The 25,360-nt window shown below is 72.9% G+C and carries 21 protein-coding genes and 1 riboswitch; of the genes, 17 read left to right on the top strand and 4 right to left on the bottom strand.

Annotation, left to right across the window (positions count from 1 at the left end; all coding sequences use genetic code 11):
• The 5 genes from EES42_RS34195 to EES42_RS34175 are packed head-to-tail and all read left to right on the top strand — an operon-like array spanning window position 1 to window position 8,114.
• Window positions 1-1,002, top strand: a complete 1,002-nt coding sequence (locus EES42_RS34195) for an ABC transporter ATP-binding protein (RefSeq protein ID WP_124722077.1) — start codon at window positions 1-3, stop codon at window positions 1,000-1,002.
• Window positions 999-2,030: an ABC transporter ATP-binding protein gene (locus EES42_RS34190; protein ID WP_241196765.1), complete on the top strand. Its 1,032-nt coding sequence runs from the start codon at window positions 999-1,001 to the stop codon at window positions 2,028-2,030. The genes EES42_RS34195 and EES42_RS34190 overlap by 4 nt, the downstream gene beginning before the upstream one ends.
• Before the next feature lie 2 nt (window positions 2,031-2,032).
• Window positions 2,033-3,550: a glycoside hydrolase family 32 protein gene (locus EES42_RS34185; RefSeq protein ID WP_124722076.1), complete on the top strand. Its 1,518-nt coding sequence runs from the start codon at window positions 2,033-2,035 to the stop codon at window positions 3,548-3,550.
• A 38-nt stretch (window positions 3,551-3,588) separates the two neighbouring features.
• Window positions 3,589-7,167 carry a GH32 C-terminal domain-containing protein gene (locus EES42_RS34180; protein ID WP_124722075.1) on the top strand — a complete coding sequence of 1,193 codons (3,579 nt, stop codon included), beginning with the start codon at window positions 3,589-3,591 and terminating at the stop codon, window positions 7,165-7,167.
• A gap of 14 nt (window positions 7,168-7,181) precedes the next feature.
• Window positions 7,182-8,114 carry a carbohydrate kinase family protein gene (locus EES42_RS34175; protein WP_124722074.1) on the top strand — a complete coding sequence of 311 codons (933 nt, stop codon included), beginning with the start codon at window positions 7,182-7,184 and terminating at the stop codon, window positions 8,112-8,114.
• Between the two features lie 39 nt (window positions 8,115-8,153).
• Here EES42_RS34175 and EES42_RS34170 read toward each other — a convergent pair whose 3' ends face one another.
• Window positions 8,154-9,446, bottom strand: a complete 1,293-nt coding sequence (locus EES42_RS34170) for a hypothetical protein (RefSeq protein WP_124722073.1) — start codon at window positions 9,444-9,446, stop codon at window positions 8,154-8,156.
• A gap of 203 nt (window positions 9,447-9,649) precedes the next feature.
• Here EES42_RS34170 and EES42_RS34165 point away from each other — a divergent pair, with 203 nt between their 5' ends.
• The 7 genes from EES42_RS34165 (at window position 9,650) to EES42_RS34135 (ending at window position 17,812) form a co-directional block, all read left to right on the top strand.
• Complete coding sequence (locus EES42_RS34165; RefSeq protein WP_124722235.1) at window positions 9,650-10,921, top strand: beta-ketoacyl-[acyl-carrier-protein] synthase family protein; 1,272 nt, start codon at window positions 9,650-9,652, stop codon at window positions 10,919-10,921.
• A 14-nt stretch (window positions 10,922-10,935) separates the two neighbouring features.
• Window positions 10,936-12,786, top strand: a complete 1,851-nt coding sequence (locus EES42_RS34160; RefSeq protein ID WP_241196764.1) for an acyl-CoA dehydrogenase family protein — start codon at window positions 10,936-10,938, stop codon at window positions 12,784-12,786.
• A 259-nt stretch (window positions 12,787-13,045) separates the two neighbouring features.
• Entirely contained in the window at window positions 13,046-13,324 is a 279-nt protein-coding gene (locus EES42_RS34155) for an acyl carrier protein (protein WP_124722072.1), read from the top strand.
• Entirely contained in the window at window positions 13,321-14,544 is a 1,224-nt protein-coding gene (locus EES42_RS34150; RefSeq protein WP_124722071.1) for a beta-ketoacyl-[acyl-carrier-protein] synthase family protein, read from the top strand. Before EES42_RS34155 ends, EES42_RS34150 begins: the two co-directional genes overlap by 4 nt.
• A gap of 94 nt (window positions 14,545-14,638) precedes the next feature.
• A riboswitch (cobalamin riboswitch) is annotated at window positions 14,639-14,827 on the top strand.
• Window positions 14,828-14,889: 62 nt separating this feature from the next.
• Window positions 14,890-15,930 carry an ABC transporter substrate-binding protein gene (locus EES42_RS34145; protein ID WP_124722070.1) on the top strand — a complete coding sequence of 347 codons (1,041 nt, stop codon included), beginning with the start codon at window positions 14,890-14,892 and terminating at the stop codon, window positions 15,928-15,930.
• 53 nt (window positions 15,931-15,983) lie between these two features.
• Window positions 15,984-17,018 (top strand): FecCD family ABC transporter permease, encoded by a 1,035-nt coding sequence (locus EES42_RS34140; protein ID WP_241196785.1) that lies wholly within the window; start codon window positions 15,984-15,986, stop codon window positions 17,016-17,018.
• A complete protein-coding gene (locus tag EES42_RS34135) occupies window positions 17,015-17,812 on the top strand; it encodes an ABC transporter ATP-binding protein (RefSeq protein WP_124722068.1) in 798 nt (265 codons plus the stop codon). Before EES42_RS34140 ends, EES42_RS34135 begins: the two co-directional genes overlap by 4 nt.
• Window positions 17,813-17,975: 163 nt before the next feature.
• Here the strand turns inward: EES42_RS34135 and EES42_RS34130 are convergent, their stop codons facing one another.
• A complete protein-coding gene (locus EES42_RS34130; protein ID WP_124722067.1) occupies window positions 17,976-19,052 on the bottom strand; it encodes a PRC and DUF2382 domain-containing protein in 1,077 nt (358 codons plus the stop codon).
• A 202-nt stretch (window positions 19,053-19,254) separates the two neighbouring features.
• Here EES42_RS34130 and EES42_RS46660 point away from each other — a divergent pair, with 202 nt between their 5' ends.
• The 5 genes from EES42_RS46660 to EES42_RS34110 all read left to right on the top strand — a co-directional run bounded on the left by EES42_RS46660 (window position 19,255) and on the right by EES42_RS34110 (window position 22,706).
• Window positions 19,255-19,413 carry a class I SAM-dependent methyltransferase gene (locus tag EES42_RS46660; RefSeq protein ID WP_241196763.1) on the top strand — a complete coding sequence of 53 codons (159 nt, stop codon included), beginning with the start codon at window positions 19,255-19,257 and terminating at the stop codon, window positions 19,411-19,413.
• Between the two features lie 4 nt (window positions 19,414-19,417).
• A complete protein-coding gene (locus EES42_RS45160) occupies window positions 19,418-19,585 on the top strand; it encodes a hypothetical protein (RefSeq protein ID WP_164495380.1) in 168 nt (55 codons plus the stop codon).
• 115 nt (window positions 19,586-19,700) lie between these two features.
• Window positions 19,701-20,936 carry a cytochrome P450 family protein gene (locus EES42_RS34120; RefSeq protein ID WP_124722234.1) on the top strand — a complete coding sequence of 412 codons (1,236 nt, stop codon included), beginning with the start codon at window positions 19,701-19,703 and terminating at the stop codon, window positions 20,934-20,936.
• A gap of 209 nt (window positions 20,937-21,145) precedes the next feature.
• Entirely contained in the window at window positions 21,146-21,730 is a 585-nt protein-coding gene (locus EES42_RS34115; RefSeq protein ID WP_124722066.1) for an adenosylcobinamide amidohydrolase, read from the top strand.
• Window positions 21,731-21,785: 55 nt separating this feature from the next.
• Window positions 21,786-22,706, top strand: coding sequence for an NAD(P)-dependent oxidoreductase (locus EES42_RS34110; RefSeq protein WP_124722065.1), 921 nt, complete (start codon window positions 21,786-21,788; stop codon window positions 22,704-22,706).
• Between the two features lie 73 nt (window positions 22,707-22,779).
• On the opposite strand, the gene EES42_RS34105 is transcribed toward EES42_RS34110, so the two are convergent.
• Window positions 22,780-23,955, bottom strand: a complete 1,176-nt coding sequence (locus EES42_RS34105) for a homoserine O-acetyltransferase MetX (protein ID WP_124722233.1) — start codon at window positions 23,953-23,955, stop codon at window positions 22,780-22,782.
• Window positions 23,952-25,313, bottom strand: a complete 1,362-nt coding sequence (locus EES42_RS34100; RefSeq protein ID WP_124722064.1) for a bifunctional o-acetylhomoserine/o-acetylserine sulfhydrylase — start codon at window positions 25,311-25,313, stop codon at window positions 23,952-23,954. The genes EES42_RS34105 and EES42_RS34100 overlap by 4 nt, the downstream gene beginning before the upstream one ends.
• Between the last annotated feature and the right edge of the window lie 47 nt (window positions 25,314-25,360).

Below are 25,360 nucleotides of genomic sequence, written 5' to 3'. Positions count from 1 at the left end.
ATGACCACGCCCTCTCAGAGCCCCGTGCCCGCCCGGACACCCGCCCCCGCCCGGGTTCCCGTGCTCGACGTACGGAACCTGCGCGTCGAGTACGGCGGCGACGGCCGCGCAGTCGTCGGCGCCGACGACGTCTCCTTCACCATCGGCGCCGGTGAGGTCTTCGGCCTCGCCGGGGAGTCCGGCTGCGGCAAGTCGACCGTCGCCAACGCCCTGATGCGCCTGCTCAAACCGCCCGCCCGGATCACCGCCGGAACGGTCACGTTCAAGGGGTGTGACGTACTCGCCATGGACCCGCGCGAACTGCGGGCCTTCCGCTGGCGCGAGATCGCCATGGTGTTCCAGTCCGCGATGAACTCGCTCAACCCGGTCCTGACCATCGGAGAGCAGATCGGCGACATCTTCACCACCCATGAGCGGATGAGGAAGCGGCAGGCCAGGGCGCGCTCCGGTGAGCTCCTCGAACTGGTCGGCATCGACCCCGCCAGGCTGAAGTCGTACCCGCACCAGCTCTCCGGCGGCATGCGCCAGCGCGTCGTCATCGCCATGGCGGTCGCCCTGAAACCGGCGCTGCTCATCATGGACGAGCCGACCACCGCACTCGACGTGGTGGTCCAGCAGGAGATCATGGCGCAGATCGGCGACCTCCAGCGCGAACTGGGCTTCTCCGTCCTCTTCATCACCCACGACATGTCCCTGATGGTCGAACTCTCGCACCGGATGGGCGTGATGTACGGCGGACGACTCGTCGAACTCGCCCCCGCCAAGGAGCTGTTCGCCGACCCGCTCCACCCGTACACCCAGGCGCTCATGAACGCCTTCCCGCCGCTCACCGGACCCCGCGTCCACCTCACCGGCCTCGCCGACCTCCCGCGCACGGGAACGAGCTGCGGATTCCATGCCCACTGCCCCGACGACCGGTCGGACTGCTCCATGAACATCCCCGATCTGCGCGAGGTGGCCGCCGGCCGATTCGTCGCCCGTACGAGCGGAGGCGCGCGGTGACGGACCGGGCCACCACCACGACCCGCACCCCGCTGATGAGCGTGCGCGGACTCACCAAGGACTTCCGGACGGGCGGGCTGTTCTCCCGCGACCGCCACCGGGCCCTGAACGCCGTCGACCTCGACATCCCGCACGGCAGGATCGTCGCCCTCGTCGGCGAGTCCGGCAGCGGCAAATCCACCCTCGCCCGCTGCCTCGCCCGGCTCGAACAGCCCACCTCCGGGCAGCTCCTGCTCGACGGCCGGGACGTGCTGCGGACCCAGCGGCGCGGCGCCTCCCGCGCCTACCGGGGCACCGTACAGATGGTGTTCCAGGACCCCTTCGGCTCCCTCAACCCCGTCCACCGCGTCGAGCACTTCCTGCGCCGCGCCCTGCTGGTGCACGGACGGCCCGCGGGCGAGGACGAACTGCGCGAACTCATCGCCACGGTCGGGCTGAGCGAGGACATGCTCCAGTCCTACCCGCACGAACTCTCCGGCGGACAGCGCCAGCGCGTCGCCATCGCCCGCGCGCTCGCCGTCGACCCCCGCCTCGTCCTCGCCGACGAACCGACCTCGATGCTCGACGTCTCCGTACGCATCGGCATCCTCAACCTGATGCGGCGCCTGCGCGACGAGCACGGCATCTCCATGCTGTACATCACCCACGACCTGGCATCGGCCCGCTACGTCGCCGACACCACCCAGGTGCTGTTCGCCGGCGAACTCGTCGAGGGCGGCGACTCGCTCGCCCTGATGGACCGCCCCGCCCACCCCTACACCCGGCTCCTGCTCTCCGCCGTCCCCGACCCGGAGCGCGAGAGCGGCTACGACCCCGTCGAGCGGGCCGCGCTGCGCGCCGCCGTACTGACGCCCGAGTCGTGCCCGTACGAGGACGAGGGCACGTGCAGCCGCACCGAGCCCGTCCGCCATGTCATCGGCGAGGACGAAGGACAGCCCCACTGGGTGCGCTGCCACCTCTACGCCCCCGCCACCCCCACCGCGCGCCGCGTACTGACCGCGGCCACCCCGGAAGCCGAGAACGCCTGATCATGACCCACGACCTCACCCTGCCCCGCGCCCGCCCAGAGGACGCGCCGAAGGGCCTGGCCGAACGGGCCGACCTCGACCCGCACCGCCCCCGCTTCCACTTCACCGCCCCCGGCGGCTGGCTCAACGACCCCAACGGGCTTTCCCACTGGGACGGTGTCTACCACCTCTTCTACCAGTACAACCCGCTCGCCGCCGCCCACCACCGCATCCACTGGGGCCACGCCACCAGCCGCGACCTGGTCCACTGGAGAGACGAACCGGTCGCGCTCGTCCCCGGCACCGACGGCCCCGACCGGGACGGCTGCTGGTCCGGCGTTCTCGTCGACGACGGCGGCACCCCCACCCTCGTCTACTCCGGCCGGCACGGCGAGCGCGAACTCCCCTGTGTCGCCACCGGATCGCCCGATCTGCGCAGCTGGCGCAAGGACCCCGCCAACCCGGTGATCGCCGCCCCGCCGCGGGACGACATCACCGCCTTCCGCGACCACTGTGTCTGGCGCGAGAACGGGAAGTGGCGCCAGCTCGTCGGCTCCGGCATCCGGGGCGTCGGCGGCACCGCGTTCCTCTACGAGTCCGAGGACCTGCGCGACTGGCGGTACGTGGGCCCGCTGCTCACCGGCGACGCGGGCACCGGCACCGCGGCCGACCTCGACTGGACCGGGACCATGTGGGAGTGCGTCGACCTGTTCCGGATCGACGGCACCGACGTCCTCGCCTTCTCCGCCTGGGACGAGGGCGCCACCCACTACCCGCTGTACTGGACCGGGCGCTACGAGGGCGACACCTTCACCCCCGACGGACTCCACCGGCTCGACTACGGTCAGCGCTACTTCTACGCCCCGCAGTCCACCCGCGACGCACTCGGCCGGCGCATCCTCTTCGGCTGGCTCCAGGAGGGCCGGGAGGAGGACGCCGTCGCCGAGGCCGGCTGGTGCGGCGTGATGTCCCTGCCGCGCGTCGTCACCCTCGGCGCCGACGGCCGGCTCGCCCAGGCACCCGTCCCGGAACTCGCCCGGCTGCGCCGCGAGGCGGTGCGGACCGGTGCGTTCACCGTGACCGACGGGCGCTGTCTGCGGCTCGACGGCGTGCACGGCGACCAGCTCGACATCGAGACGACCCTGCGGCTGGTCCCCGGAGCCTCGGCCCGCCTGGTGGTGCGCGAGAGCGAGGACGGCTCGGAGCGGACCGTGATCGAGGTGTCGCGCCCCGCGGACGGCGGCGCCGGCACACTGCGGCTGCATCGCGGCACGAGCAGCCTCGACCCGGCCGCCGACAGCGAACCCCGGTACGGCGAACTCCCGTTGAACGGCGAGGGCGTCGTGGAACTGCGGGTCCTCGTCGACCACTCCGCGCTGGAGATCTTCGCGAACGGGCGGGCACTGGCCGCCCGGATCTACCCGACGAGGGCCGACGCCCTGGCCGTCGGGATCGAGGCCACCGGACCGGTCGCGGTGGAACGGCTCGACGCCTGGCGGATGGCCCCGGTCTTCGACGGCCCCCGCCCGCTCTGGCCCTGAACGGCCCGCCCTTCCCCCCCCACCATGAGGAGACGATCATGTCCATATCCCGGCGTGCACTCCTGTCCTCGGCCGGTCTGACGCTGCTGGCCCCCCTCGCGGGGGCCGGCCGGGCGTCGGCCGTGCCCCCGGCCGGTCGTCGAGCGGCTCCGCCGGCCGGTGACCTCGCGCCGATACCCGACCCGCTGGGCCTCACCGGCGCCTGGTCCCGCACCGCCGACGGCGGACAGCGGGTCGTGACCGGAGCCGAACGCAATGCCGTGGCCCTGTCCGAGCAGCGCATCGCGGCCGTCGCCGGATACGAGGCCCGGATCACCATCGACGCCGGATCGCCCTACGCGGTCGGTTCGCTGGTGGTACGCGCCACCGACGACGGATCGGCCGGATACGCGGCGAGCATCGACCCCAATCTGCGCCGCGTCCGCCTCCACGACCTGGCGACCGGACGCGACCTGGCGCCGCCGGCCACCGCCACGCTCGCCCCCGGCACCACCTACCTCCTCGAAGTCACGGTGGACGGACCGGAGCTGACCGTCGTCCTGGACGGCAAGCAGGTGCTCGCCGCCCGGGACACCACGTACGAGCACGGTGCCGCCGGGCTGCACGCCTACAACGGCACCGTCGTCTTCGGGCCGCCCGGAGTGTGCTCCGTCACCACCGACCCCACCGGATGGACCACGGACGGCGGCACCTGGACGGCCACCTCGCTCGGCTGGCACGCACAGGCCCCCGCCGGCACCAACTGCCGTGCCGTGTCCGCCACCCGGGTGCACGACACGGTCTACCAGGCCGACGTGAGGATCACCGATCCGTACGCGGTCGCCGCCCTGCTGCTGCGTACCGACGCACAGGCAACGGCCGGATACGGGGTCCAGATCGACCCGAACCTGAACCGGCTGCGGCTCTACCGGATCGACGGCGACATCACCCTCGGCACACACAGCACCGCCATCGACACCGACAAGGTGTACCGGATCCGCGTCGAGGCGGACGGGCCGCGGCTCAGGGTGCGCTGGCAGAGCGACTTCATCACCCCCGACGGCTACGCCCCGGTCATCACCGCACAGGACGCCACGCACGGTTCGGGACTGCTCGGCGTCCTGGCGTACAACGGGGCCGTCCGTTTCGAAGGGATCGCCACCAGCGGCCCGGTGACGGACCTTCAGGGCTGGTCGACGGTGTCCGGTGCCTGGACCCCCGATCTGCGCGGGCTGCGGGGAGAGGGCGCCGAGGCACTGCGCATCGCGCCGTTCCCCGGCGGCGACGTGCTGATCAGCGCCGACATCGGGCTCGCCGGGGCGACCGGCGCGGGGCTCGTGGTCCGCGCGGACGCGGCCGGTGCGGGCGGCTACGAGGCCCGGCTCGACGCGACGGGCGTCCACCTGCTGGACCGCACCGACGGCACCATGATCGGCCGCGCCGCACCACCCGTCCGGCCCTTCGCGGCGGGCGGCACCTACCGGACGGAGGTGCGGGCCCTCGGCACCACCGTCACCGTGACGGTGGACGGCGTCGAGGTCCTCACCGCCACCGTGTCCCGTACCGGCGGGAAGGCCACCGGGCTCGCCGCGACCGGCGGCACGGCCCACTTCCAGGAGGTCAGGGCCCGCGCTCCGCAGGCGTACTACACGGACACCTACCGGCCGGCGTACCACTACACCCAACTCGCCTCGCGCACCAGCGACCCCAACGGACTGGTCCACCACGAGGGCGAGTACCACCTCTTCCACCAGGACTCGGGGCAGTGGGCGCACGCCGTCTCCACCGACCTCCTGCACTGGCGCGCGCTGCCCGTCGCCCTCCCGGTCTCCGACTTCGGCCACACCTGGTCCGGCTCGTGCGTGGTGGACCCCGACGACACCAGCGGGCTCTTCGGCGGCCGGCCGGGGCTGATCGCCTTCTACACCAGCTACCACCCGGACAGACCCGGGGGGAACCAGTGCGTGCGCGCCGCCTTCAGCAAGGACCGGGGCCGCTCCTGGCAGTGGCACGGCACCGACCCCGTGGTGCGGAACCCCGGTGGCCCGGACGGAAATTGGGACTTCCGTGACCCGAAGATCGTCCGCGACACCGACCGCGACCAGTGGGTGATGGTGGTCTCCGGCGGCGACCACGTCCGCTTCCTCACTTCCACCGACCTGCTGAACTGGACGTACCGCTCCTCCTTCGGATACGGCGACTGGGTGACCGGCGGCGTCTGGGAGTGCCCCGACCTGTTCCCGCTGCCCGTCGACGGCGACCCGGAGCAAGTGCGCTGGGTGCTCGTCCTGTCCACCGGCGCGGTCCGCGGCACCGACGGCTCGGCTGCCGAGTACTTCCTCGGCGACTGGGACGGCACCGCCTTCACCACCACCAACCGGGCCGGCACCCCGCTGCGCACCGAGGCCGGCCGCGACTACTACGCCGCCATGACCTTCTACGGACTGCCGGACGGCCGCCGCGTCCAGCTCGGCTGGCTCAGCAACTGGGACTACGCGTTCAGCGCCCCGACCGGCGAGTGGAACGGCCAGCTCGGCATCGCACGCGAACTGACCCTGACCGCAGGGGGACTGGTCCAGCGGCCCGCCGCCGAGATCGAGATGCTGCGCACCAGCAGCACCACCATCGAGGACGTCACGGTGCGCCCCGGCTCCGCCGACCCGCTCTCCGCACTGCGCGGCCGGTCCTACGAGATCGAGGCCGAGATCGCCCTGCCGGGCACGGATGCCGCGACCGCCTTCGGCTTCCGGCTCCGCACCGGGGGAGACCGGCACACCCTCGTCGGCTACGACACCGGCACCGGGAAGCTCTTCGTCGACCGCAGTGCCTCGGGCGCCGGCGACTTCACCGAGCACTTCGCCGGACGGACGGAGGCGGTACTGCCCCTCACCACCACCGTCGACGGCGAACGGCGGCTGCGGATCCGGCTGTTCATGGACACCTCCTCGGTCGAGGTGTTCGGCGGGGACGGCCGGGTCACGATCAGCAGCCTGCTCTTCCCCGGGCCGGACGACCAGGGCATGGCGTTCTACGCCGACGGGGGAGCGGCCCGCATCGTCACCCTGACCGTCCACCGGCTCCGTGGCGTCTTCCGGGTGACCGACAGCGACCCCGGACCGGCCGTGAACCCGCAGGGCGGCGCCTTCCGCAGCGGCGGGCTCGGCGAACTCACCGTCGTGCCGGCCGGGCACTGGACGACCACCGGCGCCGGCCGTACCGGAGTCTTCGACCGGGACTCGACCACCGTCTCCAGCACCGAGTACACCGATCTGGAACTCACCTCCCTCGTCCGTCTCGGCGGCCCCGACGCGACCGGCGGCGCAGGATCGGTACTGCTGCGCGCCTCGCCCGACACGGCCGACGGGTACGCCCTCAACCTCGACCCGAACCTGCGGACGGTCAGGCTCTTCCGCAAGGACGCCGGGCGCACCACCGTGCTCGCCGAGGCACCCCTGCTGATCCGGGCAGGAGTCAGCGTTCCACTGCGGATCAGGGCCCGGGGCGGGCGGATCGAGGCGTTCGTCGACGGCCTGCCGGTCATCGATGTGACCGACACCCACCACACACGCGGCAGGATCGGGCTCAATGTGTTCGGAGGCCGCGCCGCCTACCAGGACACCTTCGTCACCGCACTCTAGGAGACCCCACCCCCATGCTCGACAGACTCGACCTGCTGGTCATCGGCGAATGCGTCGCCGACATCGTCCGGCTGCCGGGTGCGGCCGATCAGGTCCACCCGGGCGGCAGCCCGGCCAACGTCGCGTACGGTCTGGCCCGGCTCGGGCACGGCACCACCCTGCTCACCCAGCTCGGCCCCGACGACAACGGCCGGCTGATCAGGGACCATCTCGCCGGTGCCGGCGTCGAGGTCCGCACGGACGACGCCACGGCCGCCACCCCGTCCGCCGCCGTCACCCTGGACGGCGACGGCCGGGCCGCGTACACCTTCGAGATCGCCTGGACGCTGGGCCCGGTCGCCCTGGACCGGGCGCCGCGGCACGTGCACACCGGTTCCATCGCGGCGGTGGTGGAACCGGGGGCGGCCACCGTCCTCGGCGCGGTGGAGTCGCTGCGGACGTCCGCGACCGTCAGCTACGACCCCAATGTGCGGCCCGAGCTGATGGGGGACCACGACTCGGCCGTCCGCCGGGTCGAGCGGTGCGTCGCGCTCAGCGACGTGGTCAAGGCCAGCGACGAGGACCTGGAGTGGCTCTACCCGGGCCAGGATCCGGAGCGGGTCGCCGAGCGCTGGCTCACCGCCGGCCCGGCACTCGTCCTCGTCACCCGGGGCGGCGACGGCGCACTGGCCGTACTGCCCGGGGGGCGGGTGACGGTCGACGCGCTGCCCACCGAGGTCGTCGACACGGTGGGGGCGGGCGACGCCTTCATGTCGGGCACCCTGCACGCCCTGGCCGGACACGGGCTGCTCGGCGCGGACGGCCGGGAGTGGCTGCGCTCGCTGGACCGGACCCGAGTGGCCGACGTCCTGCGGCACGCGGCGGCCTCCGCCGCGGTGACCGTGGCCCGGGCCGGCGCCAACCCGCCGGACGGGGCGGAGCTGAAGGCGGCACTCGGCCGGAGCTGAACACGCCCCGGCCGGGGACGGCGGGACCCGGAAGCTCCGTCACCCGGGCACCGCCAGATGCGGGCTGCTGTCGTCGTCGAGGAACTCGACGACGGCGAGGACGATCAGCGCACACAGCGCGATCCACACCGTGACCAGCCCGGTCGGCCGGTCCCAGGCCACCAGGACGGCGGCGGCCACCACGACGACCGCCCAGTTCAGCGGGCGCCTGGCGCGGTGCACCCACCGGCCGACCGGGCCGCCGGTGAACCCGGCCGCGTCCCGGACGGCGCCGATGCCGCCGCTCCACATCGCCATGACGCGGCCGGCGGCGCGGCCGTCGCCGGTCAGCCAGGCGGCGAGGGCCACCACGATGCCGAGCGTGACGACCATCCGCACCAGGATCCGCATCGGGTCGGCGAGGGCGTCGAAGACCGCACCGGCCGCGGGCTGCGACACCTCCGACGGCAGGCTGTCGAGATAGAACGCCCGGCCCACCCACATGGCCAGGCCGAGCACCGCGGCACCGGCCGCGACCGCGAGCGCCGTCGTGACCAGTGCGCGACGGCGGCGCACCGCGAGGAGCACCCCGCCCGCGGCCAGCGCCAGAGCCGCCAACGGCAGCCAGAACCCGATGACCTGGAGCGCCCGGAACCACTTCTTGGCCTTGCCGACCGAGTCGGAGGTCAGCACCGTGAAGTCGGTGTGGATCTCGGGGATCTTGGCCGCGACGCCCAGTCCCCGGTCGACGAGGCGTTGTTTCACCCGGTCGATGACGGGTGCGAGGTCGATGGTGACGGTGTCGCCGGTGAGCTCCACCGCCCCGCCGCCGCTTCCGGACAGCGCCTTCAGCGTGGCGGACTGGGCGGACCGGTTGAGGTCGGTCCAGATCGTCGCGAAGGCGTCGCTGGAGACGAACTTCTCCGTGGTCCCGCGCACGAAGTTCGAAATGCCCGTGGTGAGCGGGCCGCTCAGCTTCGACAGCGCCTTGTCGAGCACCGGCCGGTCCGCGGGGGAGACGTCGGCCAGCAGGGCCTTCACATCCAGGTGCCCCATGACGGCACCGGTGACGCGATCGGCCACCGCGGTCCGCACATCGGTGTCGGAGGCGAGCGGTGCCATCATCGCCACATAGTTGTCGGTGTCGCCGATCTGGTTCTTCGCCCAGGTCGACACGATGCTCAGTGGCGTGAGTACGGCCGCGACAATGATGAGCAGCACGGCGAGGAACGAGCGGGCCCGGGGCCGGTGCCGGACCGTGGCACGGGTCTCCAGTACGGCCACCCTGGCGCGCAGCGCGTCCAGTTCGGCATGCTCGTCCGGGGGCTTCGACTGATCGTGGTCCGCTGCCATTCCCCCAGGGGACGGCCGCCCGTCGCGCACGGCGCGGCGGGCTGCTGCGGACGGGTGACAAGGTCACCGTGGCGTGCGGCACCGTTCGGCCCGCCGGAGGTACCGGTGACCCTTTCGGCTCATTGTGCGCATCCTCGCCGGGGCTACTGCCGTTCGACAACCAGTAGGCCTGATCGATTACGGAGGAGGGGGCGGACATGACGATGGCCGACAGGGGCGTCGCGGTGACCGGGCTGGGGGTGGTGACTCCCGCGGGGGCGGACGAGCACACTCTCTGGGAGGGGCTGTGCGCCGGTGTTTCCACGGCCCGCGGCTGCGAGGAACTGGCCGGGCTGCCGGTCGACTTCGGCTGCCCGGTGGACGGGATCGATCTGGACGCGGTGGTCGGCGGGCGTTCGGTGTGGCGGATGGCGCGGTTCGTGAAGATGGCGCTGGTCGCCGCCCGCCAGGCCGTGGCGGACGCCGGGCTGTCGCCGGAGCGGTGGGACGGCGACCGGGTCGCCGTGGTGCTCGGCGTCGGAGTGGGCGGGGTGTCCGTGCTCGTCGACAACGTGCGCAGGCTCGACGACGGCGGGGCGGACGCGGTGTCACCGCTGCTGGTCCCGATGATGATGCCCAACGCGGCCGCCGGGGAGGTGGCCATCGCCTTGCGGGCCCACGGCCCCAGCCTGGCCCCGGCGACCGCCTGCGCGTCCGGGGCGACGGCCATCGCCGTCGCCCGCGACCTGCTGCTGAGCGACCGGTGCGACGTGGTGGTGGCGGGCGGTGCGGAGGCCGTACTGACCCCGCTGGTGGTGAGCGCCTTCGCGGGGATGGGCGCGCTCTCGCTGCGCACCGGCGATCCGGCGGGCGCCTCGCGGCCGTTCGCCGCGGACCGGGACGGGTTCGTGATCGGCGAGGGCGCCGCCGTGCTCGTACTGGAACGTACGGCCGACGCGTACGCCCGGGGCGGACGGGCGCGCGCCCTGCTGACCGGTGCGGGCTCCGCCACCGATGCCCACCACCCCACGGCCCCGGACCCGGAGGGCGGTGGTGCGCGCAAGGCCGTCGGGGCGGCGCTGCGCGAGGCGGGCTGGGCGCCCCACGAGGTCGACCACATCAACGCGCACGGCACGTCGACGCAGCTCAACGACGCGATGGAGACCGCGCTGATCTCCGAGATCTTCCCGCACCGCCCTACCGTGACCGCGCCGAAGGGTGTCCTCGGGCACACCCTCGCCGCGTCCGGGGCGATCGAGGCGGTCGCCACCGTACTGACCCTGGAGCGGGGTCTCGTCCCGCCGATCGCCAACCTGGACTCGCTGCCGGACGGGTTCGACCTCGACTGTGTGGTCAAGGAGCCCCGGATCCAGCCGGTCGAGCGGGCGCTGAGCCACTCCTTCGGCTTCGGCGGACACAATGTCGTACTCGCCTTCCAGCGTGCCGGTGCGGGCGGCCCGCCAAGGACGGGTCCGGGTGTCCTCGCCGTTGCTTGATCGTTATATTTTCCATGACCGCAACGATCGACAGCCCCTCCGCAGAACGATCCACGGAGCTCCTCACCGGCGTGCTCCTCGGCGGCAACCACCGCCGGGAGCACGGCTTCTGGCAGCGGCTGATCAGCACCCAGCCCTTCCGCCGCCCGGACCACCGCACCACCGAGGAGCGCCTGGCTCTCACGTACGAGCGGCTGCGCGTCCTCAACGACTGTCTGGACAGCGGGGCCCGGCTGGCCGCCGATCCCCGCGCCCTCGCCGCCCTGCACGAATGGCTCGGCCCGGTGGACCCGGCGCTCACCACGGTGGCTGGGATCCACTACAACCTCTTCCTCGGCAGCCTCCTCGACCACGGGGGCGACGGCCACCGCGATCTGTCGGACTTCCTGCGGCTGCGGCGCATCGGCACCTTTCTCTGTACGGAGGTGGCACACGGCAATGACGCCGCGGCCGTCGAGACCACCGCCGAGTACGACCGCGAGCGCGACGGATTCGTGCTGTGCACCCCGCACGCCGGGGCGCAGAAGTTCATGCCCAACACCGGTCCGGCCGGTGGCCCCAAGACCGGGCTGGTGGCCGCGCGCCTGCTCGTCGACGGCGCCGACCAGGGGGTCTTCCTCTTCCTCGTGCCGCTCACCGACGAGGGACAGCCGCTGCCCGGAGTGCACATCCGCAGGCTTCCCACCCGCACGGGCAGCCCGGTGGACCACTGCCTGACCTCCTTCGACCGGGTCTTCGTCGGACGTGCCGCGCTGCTCGACGGGGACCACGGACGGGTCGGTGCGGACGGGGAGTTCAGCAGCGCCGTCGACAACCGCAGGCGGCGCTTCCTCGCGTCGATCGGGCGTGTCACCTCCGGGAAGATCTCGATGGCGGCCTGCGCGGTCGGCTGTGCGCGCGCGACGCTCGCCGTCGCCGTCCGCTACGGCGGCCACCGGTACATCTCGGGCCCCAGGGGCTCGCTCCGGGTGCCGGTGATCGCCCACCGCAGCCACCACGGACCGCTCGCCGCGGCCATGGCCACCGTCTTCGCGATGAGCCTGCTGCACCGCAGGGCCCTGGACCGCTGGGAGCGCGGCGAGCGACGGGAGGAGGCCGAGCGGCTGGTCGCCGTCGCCAAGGGGTGGATCACCTGGCAGGCCCGGTCCGTGATCGTTGAATGCCGCGAACGCTGCGGAGCCCAGGCGCTCCTGGAACACAACGGCATGAGCGAACTCGTCACCGGGGTGGAAGGTGCCATCACCGCCGAGGGCGACAACCTGGCCATCCACGCCAAGGCGGCCGCGGAAATGCTCTTCGCCGCCGCGCCCGCCGCCGGGGCTTCGTCCAACGGGCCCGGCGATCTGGACGACCCGGGCTTCCTCGGCGGGCTGCTGGCGGAGCTGGAGCGGATCTGGTTCGTCCGGGCCCGGGAGCGGATGGGCCTCGCACCGCACGGTGACCCGCTGGGGCGGTGGAACGCTGCGGCCGGACCCGCCCTGCGCGGTGTCGAGGCCCACGCCCAGCGGCAGGCGGCCGAGGCGTACGCGGAGGCGGTGGCCGTACTCCCCGAGGGGCCGGCCCGCGACCGGCTCGGCGAGCTGGAACGGCTCTTCGCGCTCGACCGGATCGCCCGCAACAGCGGTGATCTGCTGGCGGCGGGCCTGCTGAGCGCCGACCAGGTCAACAGCCTGCCGGACAGGGTGGAGCAGCTCATCACCACCGTCGCCGCCCATCTGCCCGACCTCGTCGACTCCTTCGCGCTGCCACCGGAACTGCTCGCCGACTGGCCGATCGCAGGCGCCGACTACGTGGCCGCGTACGACGATCCGGGGGCTTTCTGGCAGACCGGCGGGGGCCGGGACACGGTTCGGGGCGAGCGGTGATGGCCATGACGAGGAAAGGAACAGTTGTCCGGAGCCGTCGGGTCAGAGAGGCCGCCGGAGCCCTCGGGGTGCGTGTTGTCCTGCTGGCCTTCTGGGGTACGGCGTCCGTCCTGGCCCGGTGGTGCGGGGAGCGCGAGGAGGGCGCTGCCGAATCGGTTCGGCACAAGGCGTAACTGGAGGCACTCCTCCCAGTTGATTCGGCGTCGGGACGGTGTCACCGCCGGCCCGACAGCCGGACCGAATGATGGAGAGAAAGCTGATGAGTGCGATTCACCCCAAGATCACCGAGGTTCTGACACACACCTTCAAAGTGCCCGCCGCCGAGATCCACCCGGGCTCCACGATGGACAGCCTGGAGATGGACTCCCTCGCCGTCGCCGAGTTCGCCGTCCTCATCAGGGAGACGACCGGCGGCGACCGGGAGTTCGACCAGCTCCCCAAGGACGCCACGCTGGCCGACATCAGCCGGTTCATGGACACGGCGGCCCGCAGCGGGGCGCGGGTGGGCGGCGCGGCAGCGATGAGCAACGCCCGATGAACAGGCCTGCCGTCGCCGTCACCGGACTGGGCATGATCACCCCGGTCGGCAACGACACCGAATCCACCTGGCGTGGGGTGTGCGCGGGTGTGTCACCGGCCCGCACCGTCGCCGGGCTCGAAGGATGCGCGATCGACTTCGCCTGCATGGTCGACGGCATCGACCTGGACGCCGCGATCGGCAGCCGGGCGTCCTTCCGCATGGGGAAGTACGTGAAACTCGCCGTCCTCGCCGCCCGCGAGGCGGTCACCGACGCCGGACTCGACCCGGCCCGGTGGGACGGCAGCAGGGTCGCGGTGGTCGTCGGCACCAGCAGCGGCGGCTCCGCCTCGCTGACCGAGCAGGCCGTCGTGCTCGACCGGCTCGGCGCCGGGGCCACCTCACCGTCGGGCATCCTGCTCACCATCCCGAACATGCCCGCCGCCGAGATCGCGATCCAGATGCGGGCCACCGGACCCAGCATGGCGCCGTGCACCGCCTGCTCGTCCGGCGCCACCGCGCTGTCCGTCGCCCGCGACCTGCTGGTCACCGGGCAGTGCGACATCGCGATCGCCGGAGCCACCGAGTCGATCGTCTACCCGGCCGCCATGGCCGCGTTCGCCAGGTCCGGGGCCGGGGCCCGGCGGGACGGCGACCCGGCCGGACTGTGCCGGCCCTTCGCGGCCGACCGGGCCGGCCTGGTCATGGGCGAGGGTGCGGCCGTCATGGTGCTGGAACGGACGGACGACGCCCGGGCCCGGGACGCGGTCCCACGGGCGCTGCTGGCCGGCACCGGAGCCACCACCGACGCCCACCACCCCATCAGCCCGCATCCGTCGGGCGCGGTCGCCCAGGCGGCGGTGGAGGCCGCACTGCGCGACGCGGGCTGGACGGCCGAGGACGTCGAGCACGTCAACGCGCACGGCACGGCGACCCCGGTCAACGACGCCACCGAGGCCGCCCTGATCGCCCGGGTCTACCCGCACCGGCCTCCCGTCACCGCACCCAAGGGCGTACTGGGGCACTGCATGGGAGCGGCCGGAGCGATCGAGGCCGGACTCACCGTCCTCACGCTCCAGCGCGGAGTCGTACCACCGATCGCCAACCTGGACGCCCCGGCGCCCGAGTTCGACATCGACTGCGTCACCAAGCAACCTCTGCGGCGGCCCATCAGGCGCGCCGTCAGCCATTCCTTCGGATTCGGCGGCCACAACGCCGTACTCGCTCTTCAGCGTCCCTGAGAGCCCTTCCGCAGGCGGCAGGCAGGTGGTGCGACGGGAAAACAGCCCGGCGTACCACCGGCCACACACCGCCCGTGAGCTGCACAGAGGCACGTGATAGCTTGCCGGGGCCAGTCAAACTCCACCTAGGGGTCAGGGAATCCGGTGCGAATCCGGAACTGACGCGCAGCGGTGAGGGGGACGGGCGGGGCCACGGCCACTGGGACCACCCTCGGGTGCCCGGGAAGGCGCCCCGTCCGGACGAACCCGAGTCCGAAGACCTGCTGGCATCCGCGACCCGGCACCGGGCCGCGGGACTCCGTACAACGGGCTCCGCGCATGGGCCCAGAGACGCAGAGGGACTCCGTGCCGCCCATAGCCAGCCCCGTCCGCACCGTCGCCCTGCTCTCGGCGGGACTCGTCCTGCTGACCGCCTGCGGAGGCGGAGCCGGTGACTCCACCGCGAAACCGGGCCGCGCGGACGGATATCCGGTGACGCTGAAGAACTGCGGCCGCACCGTCACCGTCGATGCCGCGCCGCGCCGCGCCGTTTCGGTGGACCAGGGATCGACGGAGATCCTGCTCTCCCTCGGCCTCGCCGACCGGATGGCCGCCACCGCGACCTGGACCGACCCGGTGATGAAGGGCCTGGAGAAGGCCAACGCCGAGGTGCCCAGGATCGCGGACAACCGGCCGTCCTCGGAGAAGGTCCTCGACCGCGAACCGGACTTCGTCAGCGCCTCGTTCGAATCGACACTCGCCAAGGGCGGCGTCGCCCCCCGCGAACAGTTCGAATCGCTCGGCGTCCCCACCTATGTCTCGCCCGCCGACTGCACCGGCAAGGACAACAGCGGCGGCGGCGACGGAGCCCGCACCGCGCCGCTCACCATGGACAGCGTCTACGGCGAAGTGCACGACCTGGCCCGGGTGTTCGGCGTACCGGAGCGCGGCGACGCGCTCGTGGCCGCGCTGCGGGAGCGGGTGAAGAAGGCGACCGAGGACATCGACGCCTCCGGCACCACCCTCCTGTACTGGTTCTCCGACTCCAAGGCTCCGTACCTGGCGGGCTGCTGCGGAGCCCCCGGAATCATCACCGAAGAACTCGGCGCGAAGAACGTCTTCGACGACACCCACGAGGAATGGCCCCAGATCAGCTGGGAGACCGTCGCGGACCGCAACCCCGACGTCCTGGTCATCGGAGACCTGACCCGTAAGGCCCAGACCGCCGAGAGCGCCGCGAAGAAGATCGAGTTCCTGGAGTCCAACCCCGCCACGAAGAACATGGACGCCGTCAGGCACAAGCGGTACGTCCTGCTGAGCGGCCAGGCCATGAACCCGTCCGTCCGGACGGTCGAGGGCGTCGAACGCGTCGCCGCCGGGCTGCACGGGTTCGGGCTCGCGGGGTGACGCCGGCCGAACGTGCCACGGCGGTGACCGCACCACCGGCCGCCGTCGCACCGGTGAGCGTCACGAAGGGCGTACGACGGCTGCGCGGCGGGGCCCTGTGGGTTTGCGGCCTCGCACTGCTCGTCGGCTCCGTGGCGGTCGCCGTCACCATCGGACCCGCCCGCATCTCGGTGGCCGACGTCTGGTCCGCGGTGGCCGCCCACCTCGGCGGAGGCCAGTCGCGGCTCTCCCCGATCCGGGACGGCATCATCTGGAACCTGCGGATGCCGCGCACCCTGCTCGCCGCGGTGTGCGGCGCCGGGCTCGCGGTCTGCGGCACCGTCATGCAGTCCCTGCTCCGCAATCCGCTCGCCGACCCGTTCGTCCTCGGCGTCTCCTCCGGCGCCTCCACCGGCGCGGTCGTGGTCGTCGTCCTCGGCGTCGGCGGGGGAGCGTTGTCGATCTCGACCGGCGCGTTCATCGGGGCGCTGTGCTCGTTCGCCCTGGTACTGCTGCTCAGCCACACCCTGGGCGGCACGACGGACCGGGTGGTGCTCTCCGGTGTCGCGGCCATGCAGCTGTTCTCCGCGCTCACCTCCTTCGTCGTGATGACCGCCGCCGACGCCGAGCAGACCCGCGGGGTGCTGTTCTGGCTGCTCGGCTCGCTCAGCGGGGTCGGCTGGACCGATGTGTGGGTCTGCGCCGCCGTGCTCGCCGCGACCCTGCTGATCTGCCTGGGCCACGCCCGTACGCTCGACGCCTTCGCGTTCGGCCAGGACGCCGCCGCCACGCTCGGCGTCGATGTCGCGCGCACCCGGATCGTGCTGCTGTGCACGACCGCGCTGCTGACCGCCGCACTGGTCAGCTCGGCCGGTGCCATCGGTTTCGTCGGTCTGGTGCTGCCGCACGCCGCCCGTGCCCTCGCCGGTTCCGGGCACCGGCGGCTGCTGCCGGTGACGGCGCTGGCCGGGGCGGTGTTCCTGGTCTGGGTCGACACGCTCGCCAGGACCGTGCTCGACCCGCAGGAGGTGCCCGTGGGTGTGGTCACCGCACTGATCGGGGTGCCCGCGTTCGTCCTGGTCCTGTACCGCACCCGGAGGACCGCATGACGGACGAGGCCGGCGCGGGACTGCGTGCCGAACGGGTCAGCCGGGCGGCGGGCGGCCGCCTCATCCTCGACGGGGTCGACCTCGCCCCGCGGCCCGGCGCCACCGTGGGGCTGATCGGACCGAACGGATCCGGCAAGTCGACCCTGCTGCGGGTGCTGGCGGGAGTCCTGGCGCCGGAGACCGGTGTGGTCACCCTCGACGGACTGCGGCTCACCGAGATGGGCCGCCGCACCGTCGCCCGCCGCGTCGCCGTGGTCGACCAGCATGCCGTCACCCAGGTCGAGCTGAGCGTGCTGGACGTGGTGCGGCTCGGCCGCATCCCGCACCGCAGGGCCTGGTCGGCGCCGAACGGGGCGGACGACGAAGCGGTACGCGAAGCGCTCGCCCGGACCGGTCTCGCCGACCGCGGCGACCAGTCCTGGCACACCCTCTCCGGGGGCGAGCGCCAGCGCGTCCAGATCGCGCGTGCACTGGCCCAGCAGCCGCGTGAACTGCTGCTGGACGAGCCGACGAACCACCTCGACATCCAGCACCAGCTGGAGCTCCTCGCGCTGATCGCCTCACTGCCGCTGACCGGTGTGATCGCGCTGCACGACCTCAATCTGGCGGCGATGTTCTGCGACCGGATCGCCGTGCTGAAGGAGGGGCGGGTGGTGGCCGCCGGCACCCCCTCGGAAGTGATCACCGAGGAGCTGATCGCCGAGGTCTACCGGGTCGCCGCCCGTGTCACGCCGGACGGACCGGACGGGCGGCCCTCGGTGCGGTTCCTGCCGGGGCGGCCGACGGGGACGTAGCGGCCGGGACGTAGCGGGCGGCCGGGGAGCGGCGGGCTCCCCGTGGAGGGGGCCGCGACGCAGAGCGGGCGGACCCGGCACTGCATGGCGTGGGTCCGCCCGTTCTTTCCGGGTGCGGCGGTTCGCCGCGGTGCGTGGAGTGGGGTGGGGTGGGCCCGGCGGGTCAGCGGCGGCGTCCCCGGCCGAAGTCGCCTCCCATGTCCTTGCCACCCATGTCCTTCCCACCGATGCCGGTGTCGTCCGCGTAGTCGATCTGCTCCTTGCGGAGTTCGGCGGAGACCTCCTTCTGCTCGGTCACCTTCTTGGTCTCCATCCGCACCCGCTCGACGGCCACGGTCTCCTTGCGCGTGGTCGGGCGTTCCGCGTGCAGGGTGACCTCGACGTCCTGCTCGCGGATGGTGGCACGCTCCGCAGACTTCTCGCCGGGCTGGAGCGGTTCGCGGATCAGCCGCACCTCTTCGTGCGTCACCGGGACGGTCCTGGTGACGTTCTCGGTGACGACGTACTTGTGCAGCCGGGCCGTCCCGCTCTCGTACTGCTCGGTGCCGACGCGGAGCTGCTCCTCGGAACGGATCATCTCCTCCTTGCCGCCCAGGTCGGCGGCGGACCGTTCGGCGCCCGCCCCGGCGCCGACGAGGGGACGCGAGGTGCCGGCGGCCGCCTCGGTGTCGCGGTGCCTGCCCTGGCCCGTGCCGGTCCCGGTCCCGGCCATGCCGGAGGAGGTGGTCCGGGCCGTGCCCGTACCGGAGGCGGTGGTGCCCGTCATGTCCGTCCTGCCGGACCCGGCGGTTCGTCCGGTGCCGGCCGCACCCATGGCCCCGGCTCCGGCGGCTCCCGCGGCACCCATCGCCGTGGTGCCCGTCCCGGACGTCGTCGTCCTCGCCGTGCCCGGCCGGTCGCCCAGCTTCGCGGTGGTGTTCCTGGCGAGGCCGTAGTGCTTGTAGAGCTCTTCCTCCTCCGCGACGGACAGATGCGCGTCGGCGTCCACCCGGGGGGCGTCCTTGACCCGTTCCTTCGGATGCGAGATGTGCAGATCGGATCCCACGCGGCGGGCGCCGGCAAGCGGAACGAAACTCTCCTTCATGCCGAACAGGCCGGTCTTCACCGTTATCCAGTCCGGCCGGCCGGTGTTGTCGTCGACATACACCCGGCCCACACTGCCGACCTTCTCGCCGTCGGTGTCGTACACCGTCAGGCCGTCGAGCTCTCCGGAATCCGTGAAACCGTCAGCGGCTCCCATGACCGATTCCTCCTCGTCCGGGCGCGTCCTGTGGCGGGGGCCATCAGGGGAGGCGCGTCCGCATTCCATCGGGCCTCACCCGGATGGACGCTGCAACCTCCCGGGCCGCGGAGACCGGCTGCCGCATGCTCGGCGGTTCGGCGGTGACCGCCTGCCACGGTGGTGGGCGCCCCGATCCCTCATTAGGCCATTCAGGTGAAGCGTGGAGAGTGCGCGCAGGACCGGGCCAGGCACCGGACAGTTGACCGTTCCGCTCGCGTCGGCCGGTTGTCAGGTGACGGCCGTCGAGCCGGGCCTCTCGCCGGCGGCCGTCACCACCCACCGTGTGGCGGGCGGCAGCGAGGAGTTCTTCGACAGGTGAAACGGTGCTACGAGCGCTGGGACCGGCCACCGGCCCGGGTCACGGCGCTCCCGCCCTCGCCCCGCTCAACGGCCTGTTCGGCCCCGTCCGGGGCCTGGTCGACGACCGGCCCGCGGGGCGCATCACCAAGCGGTACCCACATGAACTCCTCACCGTACGCGAGGCGTTGTGAACACCGGGAACATGCCCTCCCTCCGGTGCCACCGACCGTAGGATCGGCACCGTTCGAACGGGCGGCCACCCACCCGGTCCGTCGGCCACCGGCCCACCAGCGTCTGGAGACCCCGATGACCGGTACCCCGCACCGCCTGGACCCCGCCGGCGGCTGCCCGCACGCGGACAACGCCGTGCTGCTGGCCCGGGGGAGCGTGGCCTCCGTAGTGCTCCCCGGCGACGTGGCGGGGGCGGTGGTGCTCGGGCACGACGCGCTCAAGGAATTCCTCGCCCACCCCGACGTGGCCAAGGGCGCACAGCACTTCACCGAACTGGCCGAGGGCCGCATCCCGGACGGCTGGTCGCTCAGGACCTTCGCCACCGTGCAGGGCATGACCACCGCCGACGGCGACGACCACCGACGGCTGCGTTCCCTGGTCGGCAACGTGTTCACCGCCCGGCGGGTGGCCGAACTGCGGCCCCGGATCGAGACGGTGACCGCGGAGCTGCTCGACGGCGTCGGCCGAGCCGCCGCCGAGACCGACGGAACGGTGGATCTGCGCTCCCGGTTCGCCCTGCCGCTGCCGATGGGTGTCATCTGCGAGCTGCTCGGCGTGGAGGCCGAGCACCAGGACCGGCTGCACCACCTGTCCGGCCGGGTGGTCGCGACCGATACCGGCCCCGAGGAGGCGATGGCCGCCAACCGCGAGCTGGTGGCCCTGCTCGGAGCGGTCGCCGCCGCCCGTGCGGAGCGGCCCGGCGACGACCTGACCAGCGCGCTGATCGCCGCCCGTGACGAGGGCGGCGGCCGGCTCGGACCGCACGAACTCATCGGCACCCTGCTCCTGCTGATCATCGCCGGGCACGAGACCACGCTGAACCTCATCACCAACGCCGTACGGGCGCTGTGCGCCCACCCCGAGCAGCTCAGGCTCGTCACCTCCGGCCGGGTGAGCTGGGCGGACGTGGTGGAGGAGACGCTGCGCTGGGACAGCCCGGTCAGCTACTTCCCGTTCCGGTATCCCACCCGGGACCTCACTCTCGACGGCACGGTCATACCGCGGGGCACCCCCGTGCTCGCCGGCTACTCCGCCGCCGGGCGGGACAAGGCCGCGCACGGACCCGACGCCGACCGGTTCGACGTGACCAGGCCCGCCCGCCGTACCGCCGCCCGGCACCTCTCGCTCGGTCACGGCCCGCACTACTGCCTCGGCGCGCCGCTCGCCCGAATGGAGGCCACCGTCGCCCTTGAGCAGCTGTTCGGCCGCTTCCCGGAACTGGAACTCGCCGTACCGGAGACCGCGCTGCCCCACCACCCGGGCTTCGTCGGCAACAGCACGGGACTGCTCCCGGTGCGGCTCCGCCCGTAGCTCCCGCAGGCGTACGCCCCGCCCCCCACGGTGCGCACGACCGCCGCCCCCGGTACAAATGCCGGCACATATGATCGACGGGCCAACAGCCGACCGTCGTCCTGCCGCGCCACCGGGGGTGCCCCATCAGTTCCGTACGCATCCGGCTGCCCGAACAGCGCGGCGAACTGCTGACCCGGCACGAGGGCGGTACGCAGCTGCACCATCTGGTGTGGCGGCTCGGGCCGGGGTGGCGGGTGTGCGGCAGCGCCGTGCTCGGCGGCGGGATCGGCCCGCGCGACTGGATACTCAACGCCCAGGTGCCCGGCGGCTACCCGCGCCTGGACCCCGACCGGCACCTCGCCGAGATCGCCGCCGCCGAGCACCTCACCGGACCCGGTGCCGGGCTGATGACGGCCGCCGACGTCACCGCGTACACGGTCGCCGCCGAGGCGGGCGTGACGGCGACCGCCACCTGCGGACTCGGCGTGCGCGGCTGGGCGGCCGCCCCGGCGGAAGGCACCGAGGAGCCACCGAGCCCCGGCACGATCAACATCGTCGTCACCTTCCCCGTGCCGCTCTCCGACGCCGCACTCGTCAACGCCGTCGCCACCGCCACCGAGGCCAAGGTCCAGGCACTCCTGGACGCGGGCCTGGACTGCTCGGGCACCCCCACGGACGCCGTCTGCATCGCCGCCCCGTCCCCCGGGCCGGCGCCCGCCGAACCCTTCGCGGGACCGCGCTCCCTGTGGGGCGCGCGACTCGCCAGGGCCGTGCACGCTGCCGTCCTGGAGGGCGCGCTGCGGCAATCCTGAGAGACCACAGCGCCGCGATCCGACCCGGGCGCGGCCCGACGAAGGGAGCCCCCTCATGACATCGAGCACCGCGGAAACCACCGAGGACACCACCGCGTACCGGCCGGTCGTCGCCGTTCTCGGCACCGGGATCATGGGATCGGGAATGGCCCGGAGCCTCCTGCGCGCCGGACTCGACGTCCGCGCCTGGAACCGTACGCAGTCCAGAGCGGCCCCGCTCGCCGCCGACGGCGCGGTGGTCACCGGGACGGCCGAGGAGGCCGTACGCGGCGCGGATGTCGTCGTCACCATGCTCAGCGACGGCCCCTCCGTGGCCGCCGCGCTCGCCGCCGCGTCCGGGGGAGTGCACCCCGGTCAGGTCCTGCTCCAGAGCTCGACGGTCGGGATCGACGCCACCGCCGATCTCGCCCAGCGCGCCGCGGACCTTGGCCTGGTCTATCTCGACGCACCGGTCTCCGGCACCAAACAGCCTGCGGAACAAGGGACGTTGACGGTCTTCGTCGCGGGCCCCTCCGCCGTCCGCGCGACGGTCGATCCGGTGCTGGACGCGATCGGGCAGCGCACGGTGTGGGTCGGCGAGGCACCGGGAGCGGCCTCGCGGCTGAAGCTGGTGGTCAACACCTGGGTGGTCACCATGGTCAACAACATCGCGGAATGCCTCAACCTCGCGGAGGGGCTGGGCATCGATCCGCAGTCGTTCCTCGACGTCATGAAGGGCGGCCCGCTGGACTCCGCCTATCTCCAGGGCAAGTCCGCCGCCGTCCTCTCCGGCGACCTCACGCCGAGCTTCACCCTGTCCACCGCACTCAAGGACACCCGCCTCATCCTGGACGCGGCACGGTCGGCGGGGGTGCGACTGGACCTGGTCGCGGCGTCGGCCGACCGTTTCCTACGGGCCGAGGCGGCGGGACACGGCGGCGAGGACATGATCGCCACCTACTACGCGGGCCGGGCCCCGGAGCAGGACGACGACTGATCCCCACCCGCGTGGGAAACGGGCGGCGCCGCCTCCCCCGGAGCCGCCGGACAACCCTATCCGTGACGATGCGTCAGTCGGGTCGGGCTCCGTGCGGAACGGGCAGCAACTCCCGTACGAGCAGCCCGACCTGGTCCGTCTCGATCAGGAACCCGTCGTGACCATGGGGCGAACGAATCATCCTGGGCCGATCCGCACCCGGCAGCAGCTCCGCCAACTCCGCCTGCTGCGAGGGGAGATGGAGCCGGTCGGAGTCGACGCCCGCGATCAGGGCCGGCATCCGGGCGCGGCTCAGCGCCCGGGGGACGCCGCCGCGCCCTCGTCCGACGTCGTGCCCGTTCATCGACTCCGTCAGCGTGACATAGCTGCCGGCGTCGAAGCGGTGCACCAACTTGGCCGCGTGGTGGTCGAGATACGACTCCACCGCGTACCGCCCGCCGTGCCAGGGGTGCTCGTCCGGCTGCGCCGCACCGCCGAACCGGGCCCCGAGTTCGGGCTCACTGCGGTACGTCACATGGGCGATCCGGCGGGCCAGGCCGAGGCCCCGGTGCGGGCCCCCGCCCGGTGGCGCGTCGTGGTAGTGACCGCCCCGCCAGCCCGGATCGGAGCGGATCGCGGAGGTCTGCAGCGACCCCCAGGCGATCTGTTCCGCCGACGATGCCGCGGGCGCCGCGAGCACCAGCAGCGCCCGGGTGCGCTCCGGCCGGCTCACCGCCCACTCCAGCGCCCGCATGCCGCCCATCGACCCGCCGATCACCGCCGCCCAGCTGTCGATGCCCAGCGCATCGGCCAGCCCGGCCTCGGCGGCCACCTGGTCACGGATCGTCAGATAAGGGAAGTCGCCGCCCCAGCGCGGCCCTTCCGGGCGGTGCGAGGACGGCCCCGTACTGCCCTGGCAGCCACCGAGCACATTGGGCGCGACGACGAACCAGCGCTCGGTGTCCAGCGCCTTCCCGGGGCCGACCAGCGCGTCCCACCAGCCGGCCGTGGGATGTCCGGGGCCCGCGGGCCCCGCCACATGGCTGTCACCGGTGAGGGCGTGCAGCACCAGCACCGCGTTGGCTCCGTCCGGGGACCGGCGGCCCCAGGTCTCGTAGGCCATGCGCACACCCGGCAGCACACCGCCCGCCTCCAACGGCAGCGGCCGCTCCAGCGGCACCCAGGAGCGGCGGCCGGGCGGATCCTCCTCCCGCCGGCCTCCGGTGGCCGGCGGGAGGAGGAGCGCGGGGGAAGGGGCCGTGCGGTTCAGGACGCCGCCTTCGCCGCCCGGAACCCGGTCTCCAGATCGGCCTTGAGGTCGTCCACGTTCTCCAGGCCCACCGAGAGACGCACCAGCCCCGCGGTCGCTCCGGTGGCGGCGAGCTGCTCCTCGGTCAGCTGGCTGTGCGTGGTCGACGCCGGGTGGATGATCAGGCTCCGTACGTCGCCGATGTTGGCGAGGTGGCTGAACAGCTCGACCGCGTCCACGAACCGTTTGCCCGCCTCGACCCCGTCCCGCAGTTCGAAGGCGAGCACGGCCCCGGCACCGCGTGGCAGATATCGGCGCCCCGTCTCGTACCACCGGCTCGACGCGAGACCGGCGTAGTGCACCGCCGACACCTCGTCGCGCCGCTCCAGCCACTCCGCCAGTGCCAGGGCATTGGCCGTGTGCCGTTCGAGCCGGAGGCTCAGCGTCTCCACGCCCTGGAGCAGCAGGAAGGCGGAGTGCGGGGAGAGAGCGGGGCCGAGGTCGCGCAGCAGCTGCACGCGGAGCTTCACCGCGAAGGCACCCGGCCCCAGGTCAGGCCAGTAGCGCAGGCCGTGGTAGCTCGGGTCGGGGGAGGCGAAGTCCGGGAACCGCTCGGGGTGCGCGCCGAAGTCGAACGTCCCGCCGTCCACCACCACACCGCCGATGGTGGTGCCGTGCCCGCCGAGGAACTTCGTCGCCGAGTGCACGACGACGTCCGCGCCGTGCTCGATCGGGCGCAGCAGGTACGGGGTGGGCACGGTGTTGTCGACGATCAGCGGAACCCCGGCCGCGTGCGCGGTGTCGGCGACCGCCCGGATGTCGAGCACGTCGCCGCGCGGGTTGCCCAGCGTCTCGGCGAACAGTGCCTTGGTGTTGGGGCGGATGGCAGCGGCCCACGCCGCGGTGTCGTCCGGGTCGTCCACGAAGGACACCTCGATGCCGAACCGGGGCAGCGTGTGCCGCAGCAGGTTGTACGTGCCGCCGTACAGCGAAGTGGAGGAGACGATGTGGTCCCCGGCGCCGGCCAGTGTCAGCAGGGCGAGCGTCTCGGCCGCCTGACCGGAGGCGAGCGCCACGGCGGCGACTCCGCCCTCCAGGGCGGCGATCCGCTGCTCCAGTACGTCCTGGGTGGGGTTGTGGATCCGGGTGTAGATGTTGCCCGGCTCGGCGAGCGAGAACAGGTCCGCGGCGTGCTGGGTGTCCCGGAAGACGAAGGACGACGTCTGGTAGATCGGCACGGCGCGGGCCCCGGTAGCCGGATCGGGGACGGCTCCGGAGTGGATCTGCTTGGTCTCGAAGGACCAGGCGGGACCGGTGTCCTGCCGGTCCTGGTCCTCGGGGGTGTGGCCTGCGGTGACGGAGTCGACGGGCTGGCTCATGGTGTTCCTCGCACGGTGGTCTCTCGGGGGCGCGGATGGGTGTGGGT

Source organism: Streptomyces sp. ADI95-17 (assembly GCF_003846175.1).
GTDB classification, from domain to species: domain Bacteria; phylum Actinomycetota; class Actinomycetes; order Streptomycetales; family Streptomycetaceae; genus Streptomyces; species Streptomyces sanglieri.
The sequence above is the reverse complement of the archived record's forward strand: the minus strand, read 5'-3'. Positions and strand labels throughout refer to the sequence as shown.